This is a genomic window from Faecalibacterium prausnitzii, assembly GCF_003287495.1.
GTDB classification, from domain to species: domain Bacteria; phylum Bacillota; class Clostridia; order Oscillospirales; family Ruminococcaceae; genus Faecalibacterium; species Faecalibacterium prausnitzii_I.
Genome location: NZ_PRLE01000002.1, coordinates 394495 through 419750 on the forward strand (window position 1 = coordinate 394495; position 25256 = coordinate 419750).

The 25256-nt window shown below is 58.7% G+C and carries 22 protein-coding genes and 1 tRNA gene; 17 read left to right on the forward strand and 6 right to left on the reverse strand.

Annotated features, from left to right (window positions below):
• Nucleotides 1–11: 11 nt before the first annotated feature.
• The 14 genes from C4N22_RS05275 (at nucleotide 12) to C4N22_RS05340 (ending at nucleotide 17947) form a co-directional block, all read left to right on the forward strand.
• Nucleotides 12–722 (forward strand): LytR/AlgR family response regulator transcription factor, encoded by a 711-nt coding sequence (locus C4N22_RS05275; protein WP_112148229.1) that lies wholly within the window; start codon nucleotides 12–14, stop codon nucleotides 720–722.
• Nucleotides 719–2008, forward strand: a complete 1290-nt coding sequence (locus C4N22_RS05280) for a GHKL domain-containing protein (RefSeq protein WP_112148230.1) — start codon at nucleotides 719–721, stop codon at nucleotides 2006–2008. The genes C4N22_RS05275 and C4N22_RS05280 overlap by 4 nt, the downstream gene beginning before the upstream one ends.
• Before the next feature lie 343 nt (nucleotides 2009–2351).
• Nucleotides 2352–4274, forward strand: a complete 1923-nt coding sequence (locus tag C4N22_RS05285; RefSeq protein WP_112148231.1) for a glycoside hydrolase family 2 protein — start codon at nucleotides 2352–2354, stop codon at nucleotides 4272–4274.
• Between the two features lie 78 nt (nucleotides 4275–4352).
• Nucleotides 4353–7358, forward strand: coding sequence for a glycoside hydrolase family 3 protein (locus tag C4N22_RS05290; protein WP_112148232.1), 3006 nt, complete (start codon nucleotides 4353–4355; stop codon nucleotides 7356–7358).
• A gap of 130 nt (nucleotides 7359–7488) precedes the next feature.
• Entirely contained in the window at nucleotides 7489–9054 is a 1566-nt protein-coding gene (locus C4N22_RS05295; protein ID WP_022256715.1) for an MFS transporter, read from the forward strand.
• Nucleotides 9055–9213: 159 nt separating this feature from the next.
• Nucleotides 9214–10683, forward strand: a complete 1470-nt coding sequence (locus C4N22_RS05300; protein ID WP_112148233.1) for a sensor histidine kinase — start codon at nucleotides 9214–9216, stop codon at nucleotides 10681–10683.
• Entirely contained in the window at nucleotides 10680–11468 is a 789-nt protein-coding gene (locus C4N22_RS05305) for a response regulator transcription factor (protein WP_022256717.1), read from the forward strand. The genes C4N22_RS05300 and C4N22_RS05305 overlap by 4 nt, the downstream gene beginning before the upstream one ends.
• Before the next feature lie 212 nt (nucleotides 11469–11680).
• Nucleotides 11681–12712 carry a TRAP transporter substrate-binding protein gene (locus C4N22_RS05310; protein WP_022256718.1) on the forward strand — a complete coding sequence of 344 codons (1032 nt, stop codon included), beginning with the start codon at nucleotides 11681–11683 and terminating at the stop codon, nucleotides 12710–12712.
• Between the two features lie 12 nt (nucleotides 12713–12724).
• Nucleotides 12725–13279, forward strand: coding sequence for a TRAP transporter small permease (locus C4N22_RS05315; RefSeq protein WP_022256719.1), 555 nt, complete (start codon nucleotides 12725–12727; stop codon nucleotides 13277–13279).
• 3 nt (nucleotides 13280–13282) lie between these two features.
• Nucleotides 13283–14584, forward strand: a complete 1302-nt coding sequence (locus tag C4N22_RS05320) for a TRAP transporter large permease (RefSeq protein WP_022256720.1) — start codon at nucleotides 13283–13285, stop codon at nucleotides 14582–14584.
• Between the two features lie 212 nt (nucleotides 14585–14796).
• Nucleotides 14797–15597, forward strand: coding sequence for a DUF975 family protein (locus C4N22_RS05325; RefSeq protein WP_112148234.1), 801 nt, complete (start codon nucleotides 14797–14799; stop codon nucleotides 15595–15597).
• Between the two features lie 36 nt (nucleotides 15598–15633).
• The gene (locus tag C4N22_RS05330; RefSeq protein ID WP_112148235.1) at nucleotides 15634–16533 is read left to right on the forward strand and encodes a hypothetical protein; all 900 of its coding nucleotides are present in this window, start codon (nucleotides 15634–15636) and stop codon (nucleotides 16531–16533) included.
• Nucleotides 16534–16635: 102 nt separating this feature from the next.
• Nucleotides 16636–17148, forward strand: coding sequence for a nitroreductase family protein (locus C4N22_RS05335; RefSeq protein WP_022256723.1), 513 nt, complete (start codon nucleotides 16636–16638; stop codon nucleotides 17146–17148).
• Between the two features lie 127 nt (nucleotides 17149–17275).
• Nucleotides 17276–17947: a DUF6198 family protein gene (locus tag C4N22_RS05340; protein ID WP_242980952.1), complete on the forward strand. Its 672-nt coding sequence runs from the start codon at nucleotides 17276–17278 to the stop codon at nucleotides 17945–17947.
• Between the two features lie 236 nt (nucleotides 17948–18183).
• Here the strand turns inward: C4N22_RS05340 and C4N22_RS05345 are convergent, their stop codons facing one another.
• The 4 genes from C4N22_RS05345 to C4N22_RS05360 form a co-directional block, all read right to left on the reverse strand.
• A complete protein-coding gene (locus tag C4N22_RS05345) occupies nucleotides 18184–18657 on the reverse strand; it encodes a hypothetical protein (protein WP_112148236.1) in 474 nt (157 codons plus the stop codon).
• Nucleotides 18658–18953: 296 nt separating this feature from the next.
• Nucleotides 18954–19904 carry a pyruvate kinase gene (pyk, locus tag C4N22_RS05350; protein WP_112148237.1) on the reverse strand — a complete coding sequence of 317 codons (951 nt, stop codon included), beginning with the start codon at nucleotides 19902–19904 and terminating at the stop codon, nucleotides 18954–18956.
• Between the two features lie 21 nt (nucleotides 19905–19925).
• Complete coding sequence (locus C4N22_RS05355) at nucleotides 19926–20387, reverse strand: threonine/serine exporter family protein (RefSeq protein WP_112148238.1); 462 nt, start codon at nucleotides 20385–20387, stop codon at nucleotides 19926–19928.
• Nucleotides 20384–21151: a threonine/serine exporter family protein gene (locus C4N22_RS05360; RefSeq protein WP_112148239.1), complete on the reverse strand. Its 768-nt coding sequence runs from the start codon at nucleotides 21149–21151 to the stop codon at nucleotides 20384–20386. Before C4N22_RS05360 ends, C4N22_RS05355 begins: the two co-directional genes overlap by 4 nt.
• Nucleotides 21152–21351: 200 nt before the next feature.
• On the opposite strand from C4N22_RS05360, the gene C4N22_RS05365 reads away from it, so the two are divergent.
• The 3 genes from C4N22_RS05365 (at nucleotide 21352) to C4N22_RS05380 (ending at nucleotide 23096) form a co-directional block, all read left to right on the forward strand.
• Nucleotides 21352–21424 (forward strand) — tRNA-Ala (locus C4N22_RS05365).
• 272 nt (nucleotides 21425–21696) lie between these two features.
• Nucleotides 21697–22188, forward strand: coding sequence for a flavodoxin family protein BilS (gene bilS, locus C4N22_RS05375; protein ID WP_112148241.1), 492 nt, complete (start codon nucleotides 21697–21699; stop codon nucleotides 22186–22188).
• Nucleotides 22189–22316: 128 nt separating this feature from the next.
• Nucleotides 22317–23096, forward strand: a complete 780-nt coding sequence (locus C4N22_RS05380; protein ID WP_022256201.1) for a ZIP family metal transporter — start codon at nucleotides 22317–22319, stop codon at nucleotides 23094–23096.
• A gap of 19 nt (nucleotides 23097–23115) precedes the next feature.
• Here the strand turns inward: C4N22_RS05380 and C4N22_RS05385 are convergent, their stop codons facing one another.
• A complete protein-coding gene (locus C4N22_RS05385; protein ID WP_112148242.1) occupies nucleotides 23116–23550 on the reverse strand; it encodes a sigma-70 family RNA polymerase sigma factor in 435 nt (144 codons plus the stop codon).
• Nucleotides 23465–25174: a recombinase family protein gene (locus C4N22_RS05390; protein WP_112148243.1), complete on the reverse strand. Its 1710-nt coding sequence runs from the start codon at nucleotides 25172–25174 to the stop codon at nucleotides 23465–23467. The genes C4N22_RS05385 and C4N22_RS05390 overlap by 86 nt, the downstream gene beginning before the upstream one ends.
• Between the last annotated feature and the right edge of the window lie 82 nt (nucleotides 25175–25256).

Below are 25256 nucleotides of genomic sequence, written 5' to 3' on the forward strand. Positions count from 1 at the left end.
GAGGAGCAGCCGTGCTGAAGATCGCGGTGGTGGAAGACCAGACCGAGGTGCGGGAGAGCCTGTGCCAGTTCATCCGGCAGTACGCCGGGGAGCAGGGCCTGCAGGCGGAAGTGGAACCCTTTGCGGACGGGGCCATCATTGCTGAGGGGTACCAGCCCGGGTATGACATCATTTTTCTGGATGTGGAAATGCCCCGGCTGGGCGGCTTCGGGGCGGCGGAGCGCATCCGTGCGGTGGACCCGGATGTGGTGCTGGTGTTCGTGACCAACATGGCCCAGTACGCCATCAAGGGGTACGAGGTGGACGCGCTGGATTATGTGCTCAAGCCGGTCAGCTATGGGGCGTTCTGCACCAAGCTCTCCCGGGCCATCCAGCGGGTGCAGCGCCGCAAGGGTGGGCAGGTGGCCCTGCAGCTTTCGGGCGGCGGGATGCAGTTGCTGGACACCGGCGATATCCTGTATCTGGAGACCCGCAACCGGATGCTCTACTACCACACCGCCACCCAGGAGTACGCGGTGCGGGGGAGCCTGGCCGGGGCTGAAAAGCAGTTGGCTGCCTACCACTTTGCCCGGTGCAACCAGTGCTATCTGGTCAACTTGCAGTACGTCCGGGGCGTGGAAAATGATTTTGTGCAGGTGGGGGACGCCCGCCTGGAGATCAGCCGTCGCCAGAAAGCCGCCTTTATGACGGCGGTGGCCTCCTATCTGGGAGGTGTGCTGTGATCGTTGTCGGCAGGCATGTGTTTTTTCGGGCGGTGCTGCGGTGGGGCGCGGCGCTGGCGTTCTGCTACCCGCTCAAGCACCGGGAACGGTTCTGGCTCCGGGCCGTGGAGCTGCTGCTGTCCCTGATGGCCCTGACCTGGCTGCTGGACCCCATGGCCCAGAGCAACTCGCTGGTGCAGCTGCAGGTCTCCCTGCTGGGAATGTACATCGGCTTTTTTATCCTGCTGGGTGCCATGATCTATGCCTGTGTGGAGATCGACAAAAAGAGTGCCCTCTACTGCGCGGTGTGGAGCCTGCTGACGGCCCAGACGGCTTACGAGGGCTGGAACCTCTTTGAGCTGCTCTGCGCGGTGAAAAGCCATCCGCTGAATATAAACAGTGTCCCGGTCAAGCTGCTGCAGGTGCTGACGGGTGTGGTGTTCTATGGAGTCATCTGCGGGACACTGGCCCGGAAGATCCCGGACAAAGGCGTGTACCACATCGGGCCCCGGCAGCTGGCCAGCGCGTTTTTTATGGGGATTATGTTCATGCTGCAGGCGGCGCTTTTAAGCAGTGCCCAGGCGCTGGACTGGCCCATGAGTGTTGTGGGCACCACCCTCATCGGGCAGCTTTACTTTTTGACGCTGCTCTATCTGCAGACGGAACTGTTCAAAAAATCCGACCTCCAAAAGGAGATGGAAACACTGAATCTGCTCTACGAGCGGCAGCGCCAGCAGTATCAGGTGGCGCGGCAGAACGTGAACATCATCAACAAGCGCTGCCACGAGCTGCGGGTGCAGATCGCGGCCCTGCGCAAGCTGGCCCCGGACGCGGTGCCGCGGGAGACGCTGGAGGAGGCGGAGAACGCCGCCCGCCTCTACGACGCCGGGGCGAACTCCGGCAACGAGGTGCTGGACGTGGTGCTCACCGAGAAGACCCTGCTCTGCCAGTCCCGGCGGGTGCAGCTCAATGCAGTGGCCAACGGCAGCTGCCTGCAGGGCTTTGAGCCCGGCGACCTGTACGCCCTGTTTGCCAACGCGCTGGACTACGCCATAGAGGGAGCCGTGCGGACGCCCGACCCGGCCCGGCGGAACATCGACCTGCTGGTCTGCGTGCGGCAGAGCTTTATCGTCATCAACGTCATCAGCCCGGCTCGGGAGCCGGAGGCTGCCGCGACCCGTACCGAGGCCTACGAGCTGAAAGTGCTCCGCCGCATCGTGCAGAAATACAGCGGCACCCTGACCACGGAAACGCAGAACGGCTTTTTTGCCATCAAGATCATTTTCCCGCTGAAGCAGGGAGAGTAAAACAAAATAATGAAAACACAGCGATATGCGGACTCTGACAAAGAGAATGCGTATCGCTGTATTTTTATTGTTTGGAAGCGTCCTTGCCCTCTCAGGCGCTTGCGCGCCAGCTCTCCCAAAGGGAGAGCCTCTGGCGATTCGCAACGTTTGTTGGATACAACTGATTGTGAAAGTTGCACAATGATTTTGCTTTGGATTTGGAAGCGAAAAACCGAATATCCTCTCAAAACGACCACTTTTCGCAACCATCTTGCAAAAAATATTTGCTTTGATAAAATACTGACGAACGAAAACGAACGGAATGAATCCCGTGAAAATACGACCAAGTTTAAGGAGACGGCTTATGCGCAAAATTGTCCGACTGATGAAAAACTGGCAGTTCATCGGCCCGGAGGGGAACACCACTGCCGTGGACCTGCCCCACACCTGGAACGCCATCGACGGCCAGGACGGCGGCAACGATTACTGGCGGGGCACCTGCGTCTACCGCACCCGTTTTGCGGCTCCGGCCTTTGAGGAGGTCAGCCAGCAGGTGTGGCTCCAGTTCGAGGGCGTGAACGCCAGCGCAAAAGTCGTCTTGAACGACACCGAGGTCTGTGTGCACGACGGCGGCTATTCCACGTTCCGCGCCAACATCACCACCCTGCTGCGAGAGGAGAACATCCTGACCGTGGAGGTGGACAACAGTGTCAACGACCACGTTTACCCCCAGAAAGCCGACTTCACGTTCTACGGCGGCATCTACCGTGACGTGAGCCTGCTGGTGGTCCATAAAGATCACATTGCACTGGGCCATTACGGCGACACCGGCGTGAAAGTGACGCCCACTCTGTGCAAGGATCACACCGCCGACATCCGGGTGGAGACCCGCCTCGAGGGCGAGGGCACCGTCCGCGTCACCCTGAATGACGCCGAGGGCAACACCGTGGCCGCCGCCGAGGGCAAAGACGTCACCATGACGCTGGCACACCCCCACCTGTGGGACGGCGTGAAAGACCCCTACCTCTACACCTGCGTGGTGGAGCTCGAGCAGGGCGGGGAAGTGGTGGACACCGTTTCCACCCGCATGGGCGTCCGGAGCTTCCGGGTAGACCCCAAGAAAGGCTTCTTCCTCAATGGCCGCTCTTACCCGCTCCACGGCGTCTCCCGCCATCAGGACCGCAAGGGTCTGGGCAATGCCATCAGCCGGGAGATGCACGATGAGGATATGACTCTCATCCGGGAGCTGGGTGCCAACACCATCCGGCTGGCCCATTACCAGCACGACCAGTACTTCTACGACCTGTGCGATGAGTACGGCATGGTGGTCTGGGCTGAGATCCCCTATATCTCCGAGCACCTGCCCAATGGCCGCCAGAACACCATCGACCAGATGGAAGAGCTGATCTACCAGAACTACAACCATCCCTGCATCGTCTGTTGGGGCGTCTCCAATGAGATCACCATTTCCACCAAGGATAAGGCCGACATGCTGGACAACCACCACATGCTCAACGACCTGTGCCACAAGATGGACCCCACCCGCCTGACCACGCTGGCCTGCTACGCCATGTGCGGCCCGTTCAACCCGGTGGCCCACATCACCGATCTGGTGAGCTGGAACCTCTACCTGGGCTGGTATGTGCCGGGGCTGTTCCTCAACGACCTATGGCTCAACTTCTTCCATCTGGTGTATCCCAACCGGGCGCTGGGCTTCTCGGAGTACGGCGCGGAGGGAATGCCCAACCTCCACAGTGAGCACCCCCGCCGGGGCGACCACACCGAGGAGTATCAGGCAAAATACCACGAGTACATGCTCCGCTGCTTCGACCGTCACCCCTGGATGTGGTCCACCCACGTCTGGAACATGTTCGATTTTGCAGCCGACGCCCGTGACCAGGGCGGCGAGCCGGGCATGAACCATAAAGGTCTGGTCACGTTTGACCGGAAGACCAAGAAAGACAGCTTCTACCTCTATAAGGCATGGTGGAGCGATGAGGCGTTCGTCCACATCTGCTCCAAGCGGTTTACGGACCGCACCGCCAGCGAGATCGAAGTCAAGGTCTACTCCAACCAGAAGACCGTTGCCCTGTTTGCGGACGGCCAGAAGATCGCGGAGCAGACCGGCGAGCATGTTTTCACGTTCAAAGTGCCGCTGAACGGCGAGGTCAAGCTGCAGGCTGTGGCAGGGGAGTGCATCGACACGGCATCGTTCCGTAAGGTGGATACCCCCAACCCCGGCTACAAGCTGATCAAGACCAAGTCCAAGAGCGCCAACTGGGTGTAAGCCCGGGCGGATTCCCCAAGGCAAGCGCCGCCTTTCCCACAAAGCCGGCTATTGTATAAATAAAAAGGAGGAGAACCCATGAAGAACAAGAAATCCAAGGTGGGTTTATGGTCTGCTCTGACTGCCATCACCGCGGTCCTGACGATCGCGGCCATCGTTGGCAATATCATTGCAAACCAGTACGCCACCACCATCAACGTTGCTCTGAATGCATCGACCTATCAGATCATTCACGACAGCAGCAACACCGAGGATACCGAGTATTTCAAAAAAGGCTTTGCTTCCGATGAGGAGCGTGAGGCTTATGAGGCTGAGCTGTGCGCTCAGGTCGAGGCCGAGGGCGCAGCCCTGCTGAAGAACCAGAACGCTGCCCTGCCTCTGGCACAGGGCGCCAAGGTCAGCCTGTTCGGCCACGGTTCCGTGGACCTGATGTACGGCGGTACCGGTTCCGGCTCTGTCGATACCAGCAAGGCTCCCAACTTCAAGCAGGCTCTGGAGTCCCAGGGCATCTCCGTCAACGAGACCCTGTGGAACCTGTACAGCTCTGACTCCATGATGAGCAAGTACAGCCGCATGACCCCTGCTTCCATCTCCGATACCCTGGAGGCGAACACCCAGTATGCGGTCAACGAGGCTCCCTGGAGCGCTCTGTCCAGCGCTGAGAGCAGCTTTGCCGAGTACGGCGATGCCGCCATCGTGGTCCTCTCCCGTTCCGGCGGCGAGGGTGCTGACCTGCCCAGCGGTGAGAATGGCACCAACGACAGCTGGATCTCCGGCCAGGAGGGCGACGGCAACTATCTGGCTCTCTCCGCGGAGGAGCTGGAGCTGCTGCAGAACCTCAAGGCTCTGAAAGACAACGGCACCTTTAAGTCCATCATCGTCCTGCTCAACAGTTCCAACGCCATCGAGCTGGACTTCCTCAACCCCGAGATCTGCGGTGAGGATTACGGCATCGACGCTGCCATGTGGATCGGCGACGTGGGCCAGACCGGCATCAACGGTGTGGCACAGCTGCTGTCCGGCGCGGTGACCCCCTCCGGCTCTCTGGTTGATACCTACCTGTACGACAACATGGCAAACCCCGCCATGTACAACTTCTACACCCAGGCTTACCCCAACGCGGCAGAGTACAACCTGCTGACCGAAGGTGCCGACGTGCAGGGCATGTACAGCGTCTACCAGGAGGGCATCTACCTGGGCTACCGTTACTTTGAGACCCGTTACGAGGATGTGGTCATGGGCACTGCGAACGCGGGCGACTATGACTGGGCCAAGACGGTTGCTTATCCGTTCGGCTACGGCGACAGCTACACCGATTTCACCTACAGCAACTTCAATGTCACCGAGTCTGACGATGCCTTTGACATCAGCCTGACCGTGACCAACTCCGGCAAGACCTATTCCGGCAAGGAGACCGTGCAGGTCTACTTCCAGTCTCCCTACACCGATTACGACAAGGCCAACGGCATTGAAAAGGCTGCAGTCGAGCTGGCTGGCTTCGCAAAGACCGATGTTCTGGCTCCCGGCGCTTCTGAGACCGTGAACATCACCGTCAAGAAGAGCGAGCTGCGCACCTACGATGCCAACAAGGCCAAGACCTACATCGTGGACGCTGGCGACTACTACTTCACCGTGGGCACCGACTCCCACAACGCCCTGAACAACATCCTGGCTGCCAAGGGCTACACCGTGGAAAACACCAACGGCCGCATGACCGCCGATGGCGATGCTTCTCTGGTTTACACCTGGAACAACCCTGCTCTGGATACCACCACTTACGCTGTCAGCGCCAACGGCACTGCCATCACCAACCTGTTTGATGAGTCCGACCCCAACAAGAGCAGCGACGCTCCCGGCTCCGTGACCTGGATGAGCCGCTCTGACTGGACCGGCACCATCCCCACCGCTCCCGCACAGCTCACTGCCAACGAGACTCTGGCTGCGGACCTGGCATTCACCCAGTACGACGGCAGCCTGGCCGACAGCGTCGAGATGCCCACTCTGGGTGCCAAGAACGGTCTGACCCTGGCTTCCATGATCGGCAAGGACTTTGATGATCCCGAGTGGAATACCCTGCTGGATCAGCTGACCTATGACGAGATGGTCAACACCATCACCCTGGGCTTCCACAACACGGCCGCTGCCGCCTCCATCGGCAAGACGGCTACCAAGGACGAGAACGGTCCCCAGGGCCTGACTGCTGCCCTGACCGGCGGTGCGTCCGCTATGTGCTACACCTCTGAGGATGTCATGGCTGCTACTTTCAATGTAGACCTCATCAACGATGTGGGCCGCTGCATTGGCGAGGACTGCCTGGCCATGGGTTACTCCGGCCTGTACGGCCCCGGCATCAACATGCACCGCACCGCTTACTCCGGCCGTAACTTCGAGTATTACGCGGAGGATCCGTTCATTGCTGGCACCATCTGCGCTGCCGAGGTGCAGGGCATCCAGTCCAAGGGCGTGTACGTCTACCTGAAGCACGTTGCCCTGAACGACTCCGAGACCAGCCGCCGCGGCGTGAACACCTGGCTGAACGAGCAGACCGCCCGTGAGATCTATCTGGAAGTGGCCGATAAGGCCATTACCGATGGCGGCGCGTGGGATGTCATGACCGGCTTCAACCGCTGGGGCGCTACCTGGTGCGGCGCAAACCAGAACCTGCTGACCGGCTTCCTGCGTGAGGAGCTGGGGATGCGCGGCATGTGCATCACCGACTTCTCTGGTTCCAGCCAGTACATGGATCTGGTGGACGGCCTGATCGCCGGTTCCGATATCTGGGACAGCCCCATGCCCAAGATCCACACCACCAAGGCTGCGAACTATGAGAACGACGCTTACATCGTGACCCAGATGCGCAACGCAATGCATCACATCCTGTACACCGTCGTCAACTCCAACGCCATGAACGGCTGGGCATCCACCGATACCCTGAAGACCGTTACCCCCTGGTGGCAGACAGCGATCTATGCACTGATCGCTGTGCTGGCTGTGCTGACCGTGCTCTGCGCATGGCAGCTCAGCAAGGCCCTCAAAGCCAAGAAGAGCGCTGTGAACACCGCTCCCGCGGCGGACCAGCAGTAAGCTCCAAGTAGATTCTTTTCATCTTCTTTTCATTTCCCCAAGGATCCCCCGCAAGAAACCCAAGGCAGCCTGTCCCCCCAACAAAAGGCGGGCAGGCTGCCGCTTTTTTAGAAAAAAGGAGACACCGCAAATGGGTGAACAAACCGCAAAGGCGCCGGGCCTGAACCGCGCCAAAACCTACCAGCTGGTGCTGTTTCCGCTGAACAACGGCGCGACCAACGTGTACTATGTGCTGGTGCTTTCCTACATCGCTACTTTCGGCAGCAAGGTGCTGGCCCTCTCCATGCTCTTTGCCTCGGTCATGGTCACGGGGATGCGCCTGTTCGACGCCATCACCGACCCCATCATCGGCGCGCTGATGGACCGCACCAACGGCAAATTCGGCAAGTTCCGGCCGTTCATGGTCATTGGCAACCTCATCATGGCGGCCAGCATCCTGGCGCTGTACTGCCTGACCCCCCTCATCCCGGCCAGCGCCATGGCTCTGCGCTACGTGGCGTTTGTGGCTCTGTACGCGGTCTGGGTCATCGGCTATACGTTCCAGACCAGCTGCACCCGCTCTGGCCAGACCGTGTTGACCAACGACCCCAAGCAGCGCCCCCTGTTTACCATCTTCAACACGGTGGGCAGCCTGCTGGGCATGGGTGCCATGCAGTTCTTTGCCCCCATCCTGGCCAAGAACTATGAGGGCGGCTACGCTTCCGCCGGGTTCTTCCGTACCCTGGCTCCTGTGGGCATCGTCATCTCCATTCTGCTCACCCTGCTGGCCGTTATCGGCATCTGGGAGAAAGATCAGCCCAAGTACTTCGGCATCGGCGGCGAGAAGACCGAGAAAGTCAAAGTCTCCGAGTATATCCAGATCATCAAGAACAATAACCCCATGCAGCGGCTGATGGTGGCCGGTGCTGGCTGCAAGCTGGCACTTTCCATCGCCACCAACACCACCGTGCTCTGTATGCTGTACGGCTGCATGATGGGCAATTACGACGGCCTCTACCTGCCCATGATGGTGCTGGGCTATGTGTTCAGCGTGCCCTTCTTCCTGCTCACCGTCCGCACCAGCCAGAAGCAGGGCCAGAAAGCCAGCCTGATGAAGTATGTCTCCGTGGCGTTCCTCTGCTACATCGGCGTGCTGGTGTTGCTGCTGCTCTGGGGCAAGAGCGATGCGTTCACCCTGTCCATCATGGGCGAGAACGGCCTGTCCATCAATCTGTACACCATCCTGTTCATCGCGTTCTTCGGCATCGGCTATGGCGCTTACTACGCAACGGCTGATATGCCCATCCCCATGGTGGCCGACTGCTCCGACTACGAGACCTACCGCTCCGGCAACTACATCCCGGGCATCATGGGCACCCTGTTCAGCCTGGTGGACAAGCTGGTCTCCAGCCTGTCCGCTACCGTTGTGGGTGTTGCAGTCAGCTTCATCGGCCTCGAAAGCCTGCCCACCCAGTACGACCCCTACACCCCCGGCATGAACCGGGTGGTCATCGTGCTGTTCTGCATCATCCCCATGGTGGCATGGGCTGCCACCCTCATTGCCATGAAAGGCTACAGCCTGACCGGCGAGAAGATGAAAGAGATCCAGGCTGTCAACGCCTGCCGCCGCGACGCCGTGGCCAACGGTATGAAGCTGGAGGACGCCATGACCAAGTGGCAGACCCTCGACCAGCTGCCAGCCGAGTACCGCGGCTGAGGGCTGACCCCTTGATCCCATAAAACCAGAAAGGCACCGCGCTCTGTTTCCCGGAAACGGGGAGGGGCGCGGTGCTTTTTGGTTCAGCTTGCACTTTGCCCGCAAAAACACTATACTAAAGAAAATGCGAAACGGACAAAACAGCGGGGAGGGGAGAAGATGGCAGAGCAACGGGTGCGGGGACTTTCGCTGCGGCGGAAAGTGACCGGCTGGCTGGGGGCGATTCTGGCCGTGACGCTGGTGTCCATCGGGATGGCTACCGCTGTGGGGCGGTGGACCAGCACCGCCTTTGACGCGATGCTGGCCGATAACAGCGCCTGTTACACCGTGCAGGATGCGCTGGCGGCGGAGACCAAGGCGTTCTCCCGGATGGTGCGGGAGCCCTCGCAGGAGAACACGGAGGAGTATCAGACGGCCTGCGAGATCACCGAAGCCAGCCTGGCGGAGCTGCCCTTTGATTATGAAAAGATCGGCGAGGAGCGCTACGCCCGCACATGGAACCTGCTGCAGGGCTATGCGGGCTACCAGAAGTACCGGGACGCCTTTTTGCAGATGGCCCCGGCGACGGAGACCTATGTGGACCAGATGTACCGGGTGATGGAATTGCAGGATTACCTCTCCGAGTACGCCCTCCGGCTGACGCAGGCCACATTGGAGCAGGAGAACGCCGCTTACAGTGCACAGGCCGACCAGCTGGAGCAGCTGCCCTGGGTGTATCTGGGGCTGTTCCTTATGGCGCTGGCATTGATGCTGGTGCTGCTGGATCTGCTGTCCCGGGCCGTGGTGCGGCCCCTGCTGGCGCTGGCGCGGGCTTCCCGCAGCATCGCGGACAACGATTTTTCCGGGCAGGATCTGCCGGTCCACAGCCAGGATGAGGTGGGGCGGCTGACCGGGACGTTCAACCAGATGAAGCACGCCATGCAGGAGCATCTGGCTACCCTGAACGCCCTCCACCGGGAGGAAGTGCGGAATCTGGCCCTGGAAAAAGACCTGGATCACACCCGAATGGAGATGCTCAAGAGCCAGGTGAACCCGCATTTCCTCTTCAATACCCTGAACATGATCTCCTGCATGGCCCGGCTGGAAGACGCCGAGACCACCGACAAGATGATCGTCAGCCTGGGCAACCTGTTCCGGCACAACCTGCGCACCAAGCAGCAGGAGGTGACGCTGGAAGAGGAGCTGGACGGGCTGGAAGATTACATCTACCTCCAGCAGATGCGGTTTGATGGACGCATTACCGTGGAAAAGCAGATCTTGGTAGACCCGGCGCGGGTGCGGCTGCCGTCGTTTACATTGCAGCCCGTCATTGAGAACGCGTTCTCCCACGGGCTGAAAGCCTGCGAGGAGGGCGGGCGCATCCTGCTGCGGGTCTGGCGGCAGGGGAGAATGCTGTACGTTACCGTGGCCGACAACGGCAAAGGAATGACGGAAGAGGAACTTGCCGCTCTGAGCGAAAAAATGCGGCAGAGCGAACAGACCGGAAAGAGCATCGGACTGGGAAATATCTTCCGGCGGGTGTCCATGCTCTACCCGGATACCGGAAAAATGCAGGTGTTCAGCCGGGCGGGACATGGCACCGTCATCCGGTTTGAGATCCCTCAGGGAGAAGAGGAGGAACGGGCATGAAGTGCAAGCTGCTGGTGGCGGAGGATGAGCTGATCGAGCGGAAAGTCCTTTGCAAGACGCTGCAAAAGTATCTGGGCGACCTGATTGTCCTGTACGAGGCCCGCAACGGGCGGGAGGCGCTGGAGCTGTTTGCCCGGGAGGCCCCGCAGGTGGTCATCCTGGACATTGAGATGCCCGGCTACACCGGGCTGGAAGTGGCCCGCAAGATCCGGGAGACGGACAAGAACTGCGGCATCCTCTTCCTGACCGGATATGATAAATTTGCCTACGCCAAGCAGGCCATTGCGGTGCGGGCGCTGGACTACCTGCTCAAGCCCTATAAGGAGCAGGAGCTGGTGTTTGCGGTAGAGGACGCCATCCGGCAGGTGTCGGCCCGGAGCACGCCGCTGCCGCCACGGGCACAGCCTACGGCCCCGGCTGCCCCGCTCCACACCGAGGAAGAGGACGAGGATGTCCGCACCTCCATCATCCGGGCGGAGATGCTCTCGTTTATTGAAGCCCACTACCGGGAGGATATCTCGATGCAGGACGCGGCAACAGCCCTGCGCTACTCGGATGCCTATTTCTGCAAGAGGTTCAAGCAGTGCTTCAAGGTCAACTTTTCGGCCTACCTCAACGAGTACCGGGTGGGGAAAGCACGGCAGCTGGTGCTGGACCCCCGCCTCAGCCTGAAAGACGTGAGCACCGCCTGCGGCTATGCCGATGCCAACTATTTTACCCGGGTGTTCAAGCGGATCACCGGCAAGACCCCCTCGGAATACCGGCTAGAAAATTTAAACAACTAAAGTGTGGCAAAGAACCGGAAGTACGTCTGATTTGGACGTGCTTCCGGTTCTTTTTTGCCAGTTTCTTTCTCCTCGAAGACGAAAAAATTGTACTTGGATACAAGAATGACAAAATAGTCCTGCGGTTCACAAAAAATTCCCGTTTCGCGGCAAAGAACCCTTTGTTACAATAAATTTACAAACCGTGAATCGAAAAAGGGAGGACACAACGCATGAAGAGAAGAAGATTCCTGTCGCTGATGGGCACGGCCGCATTGGCAAGCGGCCTGCTGCTGACCGGATGCGGCGGGGGAGAGGCTGCGGATGACCGCCGGATCATCCGCATTGGCCATGTGCAGTCGGCCAACCACCCCGACCACCTGGGCCTGACCGCGTTTGCGGATTTTATCAATGAGAAACTGGGGGACAAGTACCGCGTGGAGGTTTACCCCAGCGAGCTGCTGGGCAGCCAGACCGAAATGGTACAGCTGACCCAGACGGGCGCCATCGACTTTGTGGTGGCCTCCAACGCCATCATGGAGACGTTCAGCTCCCAGTACCAGATCTTCAACCTGCCGTATCTGTTCTCCAGCGAGGAGGCTTACCACGCCGCCATGGAGGACAATGAGGTCACCGACCCGATCTTCCTGACCACCCAGAAAGCTGGTCTGGAGACCGTTACCTGGCTGGACGCGGGCACCCGCAACTTCTACACCGTCAAGACCCCCGTCAACCAGCCCTCTGACCTGAAAGGCCTCAAAATTCGCGTCCAGCAGTCTCCCACCAATGTGGAGATGATGCGTTTGCTGGGCGGTACCGCCACCCCCATGGGCTTTGGTGATGTGTACACCGCCCTGCAGGCCGGCATTCTGGACGGCGCGGAGAACAACGAGCTGGCCCTGACCGACAACGGCCACGGCGATATCTGCAAGTATTACTCCTACGACATGCACCAGATGGTCCCCGACCTGCTGGTGGCGAACTACGAGTTCCTCTCCAACCTCTCGCCCGACGAGCGGGCCATCTTTGAGGAGGGCTTCCAGCTCATCAATCAGGTGGAGCGGGATGCCTGGGCCGCTGCCGTGGAAGAGGCGAAGAACAAGGCTGAGAACGAGCAGCACGTCAACTTCCTCTACCCGGATACGGCTCCGTTCCAGGAGGCCATGGCACCCCTGCACACCTCGGTGCTGGCTGCCAACCCCGAGCTGCAGTCGATCTATGACCGCATTCAGGAATACAACGCCGAATACGCGTCCGCAAACTAAGGAGAGGCCAATATGGAAAAATTTCGTACCGCGCTGAACAAGGCGCTTGAGCTTCTGGCTGGCCTGAGCATGGCGGTCATGGTCATCCTGACCACCTATCAGGTCATTGCCCGTTATATCTTCAACTCTCCCTCCACCTGGTCGGAGGAGCTGGTCGGCTATCTGTTTGGCTGGAGCACCCTGTTTGGTGCCACCATCGTTTCCGGTGAGCGCGGCCACATGAATATCCCCATTCTGGTGGACCGGATGAACCCCGGGATGCGCAAGGCGTTCCACATCCTGTGGGAGGTCGTGGCGTTCCTCTTCTCCGCCACCATCCTCGTCTTCGGCGGCTTCCAGGTCTCCAAACTGGCCATGGGCCAGCAGACCTCCTCGCTGGGCGTGGCAGTCGGCGTATTCTACTGGGTCATGCCCATCTGCGGCGTGGTTATCCTGCTGTATTCCATCCTGAACATCATCGGCATTGCCAACGGCACCATCTCGCTGGAGGTCGCCGATGAGGCTTCCGAGGCCATCGCCAAGGTCGAGGCCGAGAAAGCCGCTGCAAACGAAAAGAAGGAGGGCTAAACCGTGGCAATTCAAGCATTGTTGGTCATTCTGGCAGTCCTGCTGGTGCTGCTGTTCCTGGGCGTGCCCATCTCGTACGCCATCGCCGTTTCTTCTCTGACGGCCATCCTCTCGTCCATTGACCTGAACGTTGCCGTGCTGACGGCTGCCCAGCGCACGTTCGTGGGCATGAGCAAGTTCAGCCTGACCGCTATTCCGTTCTTCATCCTGGCGGGCAACATCATGAACCAGGGCGGCATCGCAAAGCGCCTGGTGGATTTCGTCATGTCCATCCTGGGCAAGCTGCCCGGCGCGCTGCTCATCACCAACATCGGCACCAACGCCCTGTTCGGTGCCATCTCCGGTTCCGCTTCCGCCGCCGCTGCTGCCGTTGGCTCCATGATCCGCGACGGTGCCGAGGAGCAGGGCTATGACCCGGCTGTCACCGCTGCTACCAATGCGGCCTCCTCCTGCTCCGGCCTGCTGATCCCTCCCTCTAACGCCCTGATCACTTACTCGCTGGCTTCCGGCGGTACCTCCGTGGCTGCCCTGTTCATGGCCGGTTATGTCCCCGGCATCATCTGGGCTCTGGCCTGCGCCGTGGTCGGTGTCATCCTGGCCAAGAAGCTGGGCTATAAGGGGACCCCCGGCAAGTTCGATTGGAAGAACCTCGGCGTCTGCACCCTGCGCGCTCTGCCCTCCCTCTCCCTGATCATCGTGGTCATCGGCGGCATCGTGGGCGGCGTCTTCTCCGCCACCGAGGGCTCTGCCATCGCCGTGGTCTATGCTCTCATCCTGGCATTCTGCTACCGCTCCATCAACCTCAAGAGCCTGTGGAAGATCATTGTGGACTCTGCCAAGATGTCCGGCATGGTTGTCTTCCTGGTTGGCGTGTCCAACATTCTGGGCTGGGTCATGGCGTTCCTGCAGATCCCCGATGCCGTGGCGGCTCTGCTGCTGGGCCTGACCAACAACAAGTACATCATCCTCCTGATCATGAACGTCATCCTGCTGGTGTCCGGCACTTTCATGGATGTTACCCCGGCGATCCTGATCTTCACCCCGCTGTTCCTGCCCATCTGCCAGAGCTTTGGCATGAGCACCATCCACTTTGGTATGATCCTCGTGTACAACCTCTGCATCGGCAACATCACGCCCCCTGTCGGCAACGCGCTGTTCGTCGGCATCAAGGTGGGCCGTACCAGCCTGGAAAAGATCCTGCCTTACATGCTCATGTACTATGTCGCCATCATTGGCGGCCTGCTGCTGGTCACTTACATCCCGGCAGTGTCCATGGCCCTGCCCCAGCTGACGGGCCTGGTGTAATGAGCGCATAACGGAACCATCTACTTTCTTCTCCTGAAAAGGCGGCACTTCTGCAATCGAGTGCTGCCTTTTCCTTTTGTGTGCCGGAAAAAATTTTTGCCTGCCGGCCCGGGAAGCTGCAATTTTTCAGTATGATGAACCGTATTTAAGAAAAAGAAACCAATTTTCAGTTGAAAGAAATGCGGTCCATTGCGAATAAGGAGGCTGCCGATATGAAACTAGCTGCTGATTACCGTGCTCTTGCCCGGGATGCCCTGCGTGGAAGATGGAAAACAGCGGTGCTGGCCGGGTTGCTCGCCAGTGCGCTGGGTGCCAATATTGTAAACGCAACCGAGAACATTACATCCAACGCGAACCGTGCCAACCAGAATTCCAACATCACGCCCGGCGGTTCCCTTGAGTTGTTTTCACAGGCCAACGGCGGCAGGCTGCTGGCAGTGCTGGTGGTCTGCATCGTGGTCTGGACCCTCTTCACCCTCGTGGTGGGCGGTGCCGTGCGGCTGGGATATGCCCGGTTCAACTTGAATCTGGCGGACGGAAAAGCGGCCGCTGTTTCGGACCTGTTTTCCCAGAAAGGCCGCCTGTGGGATGGCTTCTGCCTGAAATTTTTGCAGGGGCTGTATGTGGCACTGTGGTCATTGCTGCTGGTGATCCCCGGCATTGTAAAATCCTACAGCTATGCAATGGCTCCGTACATCATGGCGGAACACCCTGCCCTGACGGCCAACGAGGCCATTACGGAATCGCGGCGGATCATGGACGGCAACAAATGGCGTCTGTTCTGCCTGGATTTCAGCTTCATCGGCTGGGAACTGCTCTGTGTCCTCCCGATGCTGGCCGGGTTTTCGTGGGTCGTGGCAGCTTTCTCCGATGCAGCGGCCATGGGGGTCGCCCTGGTGACGCTGCTGGCAGTTCCGCTGAGCGCGGGCTTTTTTGTAGTGCGCCCCTATGAGGAAGCCGCATGGGCGGTTTTCTACCGGGATATCACAGCGGCCGAGGCAGAAACCGAATGACCCGAACCGGAAAGCAAAAGGAGTACGAAAGACGGAATGAGAAACACTGCGATCTATCATCTCCCGGGGCTGTTTGAGTTTTACGAGCTGTACCGCCGGTTCCTGCCGCTGTTCCGGACACACCGGGAGTATTTCTACGATTGGTGCGAGATCGGTTCCCTCTACGGTGCCCCGGAAAACTGCCTCTGGGGTGGGGGACGCTTTTCCTGTGGGGAGTGTGATCCCCAGGCGATGATGGCCCTGCTGCGGGAATACGGCATCTCGGCCCGGCTGACATTCAGCAACTCGCTGCTGCGGGAGGAGCATCTGGCGGACGAGCGCTGCAACGCGCTTTGCAGGCTGCTGGCAGAAAGCGGCGGCCCGCGGAACGGCGTCATCGTCCATTCCGACCTGCTGGCGGGCTACCTGAAAGAGCACTACCCGCAGCTTTATCTCGTCTCTTCCACCACCAAAGTCCTCACGGAGTTTGAAGCGTTCCGGCAGGAGACGGCCCGGGAGGATTTTGCCTATGTGGTGCCGGATTTCCGGCTCAATAAGGCCTTTGCCCAGCTGGAAACGCTTGCCCGGGCGGAAAAAGACAAGGTGGAATTCCTCTGCAACGAATGCTGCTGGACGGGCTGCAGGGACCGCAGGCGCTGTTATGAGGTGGTCAGCCGCCAGAACCTTGGGGAAGACTGCCCGGATCACCGCTGTGCCGCGCCCGACGCGGCGCAGGGGTACCGCTTTTCCAAAGCCATGCGGAGCCCGGCGTTCATCGGGGTGGAGGAGATCAAGGAAACCTATCTGCCCATGGGCTTTTCCAATTTCAAGATCGAGGGGCGGGGCCTGGGCAGCGCGCTGGTGCTGGAATTTTTGCTCTACTATCTGGTCAAGCCGGAGCACCAGCTGGAAGTCCGGGAAGAAATTTATCTCGACAACATGCTGGACTTGTTTTGACCGCCTGCGTGCAGGGTTGAAGACTGGAGCCGGTTTGCGTATAATGGATAGGAAACCGGGGACAGCTGTCCCCCAGATGAGAACATCAGGAGGGAAATCAAGATGGAATTTACACAGGTCGTGGAAAACCGCTATTCCTGCAAAAACTTCAGTGGCCGTAAGGTGGAGGCGGAAAAGCTGCAGGTCATTCTGGAAGCAGGCCGGGTGGCCCCCACTGCGAAAAATTTACAGGAGCAGCGGGTCTATGTCGTCCAGTCCGAAGAGGGGCTGAAAAAGATCGACGCTGTAACGCCCTGCCGTTATGGCGCTCCCACCTGCCTGGTGGTGGCCTTTGATAAAAACCATGTGTTTACTTACCCCGGCGAGAAGCGGGATTCCGGCGTGGAGGATGCTTCTATTGTAGCCACGCACATGATGCTGGCCGCCGCCAACGCAGGAGTGGACAGCTGCTGGCTGAACTTCTTTGACCCGGACAAGGCAGCCAAAGAGCTGGGCCTGCCGGAAAATGAGGAAGTGCTGATGATCCTGGACCTGGGCTATGCAGCCGAGGGCGTTGGCCCACTGCCCAACCACGCCTCCCGCAAGCCTCTGGAGGAAACGGTGGTCTACTGCTGAGGAAGACTGCCCGGAACAAACCGACCGGTCTGATTTGAAATTCAGCATTTTGTATCTGGAATCACGGCCTTTATCGTGCTATGATAGAGGCCGTGATTTTTATTTTAAGATGAGGTGGAAAGAACCCATGAACTCAAAATCTCTGCCGCTGTTCCGCGGCGAACTGGCACTGTGCATTGCCGTGCTGATGAACAGCTTTGGCGTGGTGCTGATGCTCTATTCCGGGGCGGGCATTTCGGCTATTTCCAGTGTGCCCTTTGCCTTTTCCGAGGTGTGGCCCGTGCTCACGCTGGGCACCTGGACCTACCTGTTCCAGGGGTGCCTGGTGCTCAGCCTGATGCTGCTGCGCAAAAAGTTTGTGCCCAGCTACCTGTTCAGCTTTGTGGTGGGCTTTGTATTCGGCAAGCTGCTGGATGTGCATGAGGCATGGATCAACGTCCTGCCCTACAACATTCCCATGCGGGTGGTGTATTTTGTGGTGAGCTACTGCCTGATCAGCCTGGGCATTGCGCTCTCCAACCGCTGCAAGCTGCCTATCGTCCCCACGGACCTGTTTCCCCGGGAGCTGGCCGATATTACGGGCATTCCGTACCCCAAAATCAAAATTGGCTTCGATGTCATCTGTCTGGCAGTGACGGCAGGCCTGACGCTGGGTTTCCTCCACCATCTGGAGGGCCTTGGCATCGGCACCATTGCGGCGGCGTTTACCATGGGCAAGGCCATTGGCTTTGCGGGGGATGTGCTGGATAAGCACTTCCGCTTTGGAACGTACAAGACGCTGAAAAAAGAAAGCTGCTGATCCAGCCCAACGCCAGCCTGACGAAGATCGGTCTGGCGGCCCCCGTCTCCACGGCGGTGGGCGTGGTGCTGAACATCGGCTTCTTCCTCTATCTCAACAAGAAGCTCCAGAATAAACCGGAACAGTAAAATAAAAAGCAAAAAGTCAGGCTCTCCATTTTACCGGAGAGCCTGACTTTTTCTGTTACACAGGGGAATGCGGGATATCTTGAGGAGAAAAGAATCTTCTGGATAAAATCAGGTCTTGGAAGTATCGATAGCCACCGAGATGGCGATGTAAGTCTGGCCGTCAACCGTCCGGACTACCACACCGACATCGCTCCATTTGTCCATATAGTGGCTGTTGATGCTGGTGTCGGTTTTGATAAGTTTTGCGAGGTCCGTATTTTTGTAATCACACTTGGCAATGAATGTGTAACCGAATTTGCCATTTTTTAAATCAGTATGGGATTTGAATGTAAAAGAAGAACTGAGCTGGCCCCATTTTCCACTGATGGCAGCACCCAGGTCCTGATTGGCTATTTTGCGGAGCTCGCTGCTGTTTTGCAATTTGGCGGAATTGACGGGACGGTTCTGATTGATGGCGGCCATCACGGCAGTTTCCGCCTGTGCATCTGCGGAGGTAGAGCCACCGCCGCCGCAGGCTGTCAGCAGGGACAAGGCGAGAACGCCCACTAGAAGAAGAGCGGCCAGTTTTTTCAGGTGTTTCATTGTAAATGCCTCCTGTTGTTTTCAGAATTTTTGTTGTCATTTTTGGGGTGCAGGAATGATCATCGGCACGTCCAGATCAGGTGCCGTTCTGGCTTTATTGTATCGGACCGCATGGGATTCTGTCAATTGCGAAATTGTATGAAAATCAAAAAGAAATTTCGTTAAAATCAATGAAGATACGATCATTCTATGAACAATTTGTGAAGAATAGACCGGGCTTCGCAAAGGATCTTTGCTTGGAATAAACGAGACCTCCGGCAATCTCGCCGGAGGTCTTTTCATCGCATCATAAAAATTTACAGCGCGGTCTGTGCGGTCTTGACAAGGTATTCCATGGCCTGCACGGGGTACTGCCCGGCGGCGGTCTCGCCCGTCAGCATCAGGCTTGCGGCCCCGTCCAGTACGGCATTGTAGATGTCGCTGACCTCGGCGCGGGTGGGGACCGCCCGGGTCTGCATACTGTCCAGCATCTGGGTCACGACCATGAAAGGCACGCCCGCGGCCCGGCAGAGGGAGGCCAGCTGCTTCTGGCAGCGGGGCAGCTCCCACAGGGGCATGGCGTTGCCCAGATCGCCCCGGGCGATAACGACCTGATCCACCAGCGGCAGAAACTCCGGCAAAGTACGGACACCGGCAAGGTTCTCAATTTTGGCAAAGATCTGGATCTGCCCGGCGTGGGCATCTTCCAGCGCGGCCCGCAGGGTGCGGATGTCTTCAGCGCTTCGCACAAAGGGGAGCATGACACCTGTGACACCGCAGTCGGCGGCGACGCGCAGGTTCTGCAGGTCTTCATCGGTCAGGGTAGGGGAGGAGACCTCCACGCCCGGCACCGCGATGCTCTTCCGGCTCTGGAGCAGACCGCCCCGCAGTACGGTGCAGTGGAGAGCAGTGTCCACAGCGTTCACCCGCAAAAGCAGCTTGCCGTCGTCCAGCAGCAGCTTCTGCCCCGGGGTTATGGCGTCCAAAAGGCAGGCCGGGCAGGGAATGCCGCCCGTACCCAGAAACACCTGCTGCCCCTCGGAGAGCGTCAGCGGGGACGCCAGCCGCCCGATGCGCAGCTCCGGGCCCTGTAAGTCGATCAGGAGGGTGCGGATGCCTGCTTTCTGGATGAGCTCCAGCCAGTCGGCGTGCTCGGCCAGTGAGCCGTGAGAAAGGTTCATCCGGAGGCCGGTCATTCCGGCGCGGACCATCTGCTGTAACGTGGAAAGCTCCGCACAGGCCGGGCCGATGGTTCCATAAAAATCCATAATAATGCTCTTCTTTCTGTGTTATTTTGCGGGGTTGTGCCCCGTGAGCAGGGCATTCAGCTTGCGGCTGAGATCGGCCAGGCACCAGGCAATGGCCATGCCGCCTGCAATGCCGAATGCGGCTAAAAAGGTCTGCTCGCCATAGTGCTCCGCGGCCAGCAGATTGCTGGAGACCACTGCGTTCATGCAGTAATACAGGGTGCTTCCGGGGATGAGGGGGACTGCCGCCGTGATGAAAAACGGGGTAGAGGGGGCGTTGTACCACCGGGCCATAAACTCGGCGTAGAGGGCCGCGCAGACACCGCCCACAAGGTTGGCCAGGAACGTGCCGTGTACCGCGGGCGCGGCCAGCAGATAGGCCAGCCAGGCCAGCAGCCCGCCCACGCCTGCCGCAGGCAGATAGCGGCGGTTGAGGTGGAACAGCAGCCCGAACCCGATGGAGCCCAATGCCCCGCTGAGGAGCTGGATGATCGTCTGCATCATGCGGCACCTCCCATCAGCCAGATGGCTGCCATCATGCCAAGTGCCAGCATGGCCGCCAGCAGAACGGCCTCCACCAGCCGGAGCGAGCCTGAGATGATATCACCCAGCAGGATATCCCGGATGGCGTTGGTAAACGGAATGCCGGGCACCAGCAGCATGATGACGCCGATGAGTACCATGTCCGCATGGAGCAGCGGGCAGACCCGGCAGCACAGCAGAGAAGCCATGCCGCTGAGGAACGACGCAATGAACTGGAACGCTACACCGTTCAGGCAGAACGGGGCAAGCCACCGCTCCATCCAGCAGATGAACACTGCAACCCCGCCCGCCAGCACGCCGTCCCACAGGCTCCCGCCAAAAAAGACCGCAAAGCTGGCCGCCGCCAGCACGCTTCCCGCCAGATGGAGCCGGGGCTCCCCGGGCTGTGCCAGAATGGTACTGAGCTGCTGCTGGAACTCCTCCACCGGAGGCTTTTCGGCGCAGATGCGGCGGCTCAGGGCATTGAGCTGTTCCAGCTCCAGCAAGTCGTTGCCGGTGCTTTTGCGCAGGCGGCGGGTCTGGGTCTGGGGCGGCAGGCCCGGCATGGTCAGCGTGACCACGATGCTGGATGTGATGACAAAGATATTGACCTCCTCAGCCCCGTATGCCGCCGCAATGCGGTTGAGGGTGTCCTCCACCCGAAACACCTCGGCCCCGCTGTTCTGCAGCGCTTCCCCCATTTTGATGAGGACGCAGAGAAACTGACTGACCTCTGCTTCGCTCATAAGAACCACCCCTCTCTGTGGGCAGGGGAGCGCCCCGCCCGGTACCTCTCTATCATAGCACAGAATGGCCCAAAAGGGAAATCCTGCGGCAAAAAGTGCACAGCAGAACAAACCTTGCAAAAAACTTTGCAAAAACAGTTGACAATCCCATCCTCACCTGATATAATTACTAGCGTCGTCACGGACGACAACAAACATCTGGGGGTTTAGCTCAGCTGGGAGAGCGCTTGCATGGCATGCAAGAGGTCACCGGTTCGATCCCGGTAATCTCCATACCGAGGCACTTCACGAGAAATCGCGAAGTGCTTTTTATTTTGTCAGCAAGCAAGTGTATCACGATTCTCCAAATACTGTGCAAGATCAAAGTGGAAGTTCGCAGGAATGTTCAGGATGCAGCACTTATAATAGGAACATTCGCCGGAAAGTATCTGGAGCCAATCAAACACAATATGCACAAAATCACTGAGATTCATCAAAATCAGTTTCCCGAAACCTAATTGCAAGCATTATAATTTCAGAGAGCCAATGGCTCCAAAGGAGAAGCTATGAGTTACGCAATCGTATACAGCAGCAAAACAGGCAACACAAAATTACTGGCAGACGCTCTGCACAGTTACCTGCCGCAGGCAGATTGCTGTTATTTTGGCAGCCCGAACCCTGCCGCCATGGAGGCGGACACCCTTTATGTGGGTTTCTGGACGGATAAGGGAAAAGCGGATGAAAGCTCTTCGGACTTTTTGAAGCAGCTGCGGGGAAAGCAGGTGTTTTTGTTTGGTACTGCTGGTTTTGGCGGCAGCGAAGAATATTTTAACAAAATCCTGAAAGCCGTGCAAAAAGAGCTGCACAGCAGCAATACGGTAATCGGCAGCTTCATGTGTCAGGGAAAGATGCCGATGTCAGTACGCCAGCGATATGAGAACATGAAAAAACAGCCGCTTCATCTGCCCAATCTGGACGCCATGATCGAGAATTTCGACAAGGCTCTTTCTCACCCGGATGCGGATGATCTGGAGCGGCTGAAACAGGCTGTAAAATAAGCCCCAACAGTCCTCTCTTGATGCACCCATATAGAATCAATCAAAAAATGCATTGACGGAAGACGAGAGATGCGATATACTCTCCTTGCAGTTATACATAACTAACCAGCTGACAAGGAGTTGATTCAATGACAGATGCATTTTATGGGATTCTGATCCCGTTTCTGGGCACTTCGCTGGGGGCGGCCAGCGTGTTCTTCCTCAAAAAATCGCTGGGAGACTACATCCAGCGGGCGCTTACCGGATTTGCAGCGGGCGTGATGGTGGCGGCATCCATCTGGAGCCTGCTGATCCCTGCGATGGACCAGTCAGAAGCCCTCGGCAAGCTGGCGTTTTTCCCGGCGGTGGTGGGTTTCTGGATGGGGATCCTGTTTTTGCTGCTGCTGGATCATATCATCCCACACCTGCACCGGAACAGCCAACAGGCTGAGGGCCCCCACAGCCAGCTGCAGCGCACCACCATGATGGTGCTGGCCGTTACGCTGCACAACATCCCGGAGGGCATGGCAGTGGGGGTGGTTTACGCAGGGTACTTATCCGGGACAGCACAGATCACGGCGGCCGGTGCGCTGGCTCTTTCGCTGGGCATTGCCATCCAGAACTTCCCGGAGGGAGCCATCATCTCGATGCCCCTGCGGGCAGAGGGCATGAGCAAAGGCCGGGCGTTCTGGGGCGGTGTGCTGTCCGGCGTCGTGGAGCCCATCGGTGCAGTGCTGACCATTCTGGCGGCGAGCGTCATCGTGCCGGCTCTGCCGTATCTGCTCAGTTTTGCCGCAGGTGCCATGCTGTATGTGGTGGTGGAAGAGCTCATCCCGGAAATGTCGCAGGGCGAGCACTCTGATATCGGCACTGTGCTCTTTGCGGTCGGGTTCAGCCTGATGATGGTTCTGGATGTGGCGCTGGGCTGAAAGGCAATGAACCCGATCGTTAAGAGTGCCACGCTTTGCGCAGCTGCTCCAGTGCATGGGTCTCAAGCCTGGAAACGTAACTTCTGCTGATCTGCAGCAGCTGTGCAGTTTCCAGCTGGGTGAGCGGCGGCTGGCCGGCCATGCCGTAGCGCAGCAAAATCAGCTTCCGCTCCCGGGCAGGCAGCCCCTCAATGAGCTGGCGCAGGCGGGCAGCTTCTTCCTGACGCTCACAATTTTCTTCCATGCAGAAACTGTCCTGCAAAACGTCGGAAAAGGTGAGGGCGGTGTCCTCTTTTCCGGCTTCCAGCGTTTCCTGCAAAGAAACCGTCGTTCCGCCCCGCCGCAGCCGCCGGAAATGCATCCGGAGTTCATTCGCTATCCTCTCCCAACGGATACATAGGTTGCTCAACAGGGGGCAAATCCGCTTCTCCATCCTCCGCAAAGAGGTAAACATAGGCGTTTTTGCCGTCCCAGACCACCTTTTTGACGATGGTGCGCAGCAGGCGGCGTTTTTCCTCCAGCGTGGCAGAATCCACTGCGCTGGCAAACGATTCGATCATTTCCTGATGGAAGGCAAACTCCTGATGCAGCATCCGGCTCTGTTCGGTGAGGGCTTTCAGCTCGGCAAGGCGCAGCTGCTGTGTCTCGCTCTCCTGATGGAGTGCGTCAATCTGCTCCATGACGTACTTCGCGGACGTGTCGCTGGCGACAGACAGGGACTCCACTAGACGCTTGATGCGCTCTTCCGTCTCGGTGTGTTTTTCCCGGAGCAGTGCCAGCTCTGCGTCGTAGCCCTCCTTGCTGCCGCTGATGACCCTCTTGGTCTGCGCCAGCAGCCGGGTAAGGGTCTCCTTGTCGGCGGAGAGCTTGCGGATCTCCTCGATGATCTTGGCGTCCAGCGTGTTGCCGTTGCAGTTTTTCATAGAGCAGACGGTGCCGTGGCTGCGCTCCTTGGTGGAGCACATGTAGGTGTAGATTAGTTCGCCGTCCGCATTCTTGCGGTTAGTCAGCTTCGGGCGCATATAATCGCCGCATTCGCCGCAGCGCAGAAGCCCGGACAGCAGCGCCACGTTGCTGCGCGGCCTGCGGTAGCTCTTGGATTTGTTAACATCCAGCATGGCCTGCACCCGCACCCAATCGCTGCCCGCGATGATGCCGGGGTGCTTGCCCACCGCCACGATCCATTCCTCCATGGGGCGGATCTGGTTCGCCTTGCCGGGGCGCTGGAGGGTGCGGTTGTATGCCATGACACCGTGCTCGCCGTCGAATTCTGCACGCTCGGCAAACAGGTCAACATTATTTTCTTTCAGATACTGATACGCTGTCTCGTCGGCGATCATATAGACCGGGTTCGTGAGAATGCCCCGGATGGCAAAGCGGGTGAACTGCTTGCCGCGCTTCGTGACGCAGCGGTGCTCCAACAGGTACTGGTCGGTCTTGCTGAGAGAGCCGGTTTCCATGAACACGGAGAAGATCGTCTTGACCAGCTGGATTTCCTCCGGGATGGGTTTGAGCTTGCAGGCTTTTTTCACCTTGCCGTCCACCGTCACGCTGGACAGGCTTTCTGAGGCATAGCCCGTGGGCGTTGTGCCGCCCAGCCAGCGTCCGGTCTTGGACAGCTCGTGCATGTTGTCCCGGATGCGCTCGGCGATGGTCTCCCGCTCCAGCTGGGAGAACACGGACGCAATGTACATCATGGCGCGGCCCATGGGCGAGGATGTGTCGAACTGCTCACGGATGGAGATGAAGTCGATGTGCCGGTCGCCCAAATCCTCGATGAGCTTCGCAAAGTCACCGATGTTGCGGCTGATGCGGTCAAGGCGGTAGACCACGATGGCGGCAAATTCAATCTTCTGCGAGTCCTTCATCATTTTCTTGAACTGCGGGCGCTCCAGATTGCCGCCGGAAAAGCCCTCGTCCTCGTAGACCAGCACGTTTTCCGACGCATCCTCGCCAAAGTGCATGGCGATGTACTGGCGGCACAGCTCGATCTGGTTCTCGATGCTCTCGCCCTTGCCGGTGAATTTGGACTTGCGGGAGTAGATAACGTATTGCTTCGGCGTATCTTTCGTTTTCATGGCGGCACCTCGCGTGATGTTGTATCGTTAGGTTGACAGGTATATTATATCGGATTGGAATCCATTTGAAAAGGTACCCAAG